This is a genomic window from Sphingobium algorifonticola (assembly GCF_004005485.1).
Taxonomy (GTDB): domain Bacteria; phylum Pseudomonadota; class Alphaproteobacteria; order Sphingomonadales; family Sphingomonadaceae; genus Sphingobium; species Sphingobium algorifonticola.
Genome location: NZ_RZUL01000034.1, coordinates 1 through 581 on the forward strand (window position 1 = coordinate 1; position 581 = coordinate 581).

Consider the following 581-nt stretch of genomic DNA (forward strand, 5'->3'; position numbering starts at 1 on the left):
GCGTGGTCGGCGGAGGATTCGCCCAGGCCGGACTCGGCGGGAGCGCCCGCACCGGCAGTGTCGTCGGCGCCCGGCAGCGGCGGCAGCGCGTCGTCGGTCTTGGGCGCCATCTCCGCGGCAAGATCGCGGCGGCGCGTCGGGCGCGACCAGACCACATTGTAGCTGCCGTCCTCCTGGCGGAAGGCCGAGACGTAGAGCGGCGCGACAAGGCTCGGATCCTCGATCTTGCCGTTCAGAAACGCCTCGCCCGTGCCGTTCGAGAACAGCTCGAACAACGCGCCCACCTGCACCCAGGCCCGCGCCGCCGAAAGCGCCAGAACCTCGAACTTGGGCGCCTTGGGATTGGCCGAGTGCACCTCGCGCAGCGCGATCGTCATCGCAATCGTCAGCGTCGCGATCCGGCCGACGAAAATGCCGCCGTCATTCTGCTTGATCGTACCGATGTTCATGGGGAAGTCTCCTTGAGGATGATGGTCTCGAACACCTTGTCCAAGCCACCTCCCTCTTCCCCGCTCCCCTCCCCGGCCACCGGCCGGGCCGGCGCGCAAGCGCCCCGTCCGAGGCCCGTTCACGGCCTCGGG

At 69.4% G+C, this 581-nt stretch carries 1 protein-coding gene; it reads right to left on the reverse strand.

Annotated elements, in window-relative coordinates; genetic code table 11:
• Positions 1 to 449, reverse strand: a 449-nt coding sequence (locus ENE74_RS18065) for a DUF736 domain-containing protein (RefSeq protein WP_164847549.1), incomplete at its 3' end; no start/stop codon positions are given.
• Between the last annotated feature and the right edge of the window lie 132 nt (positions 450 to 581).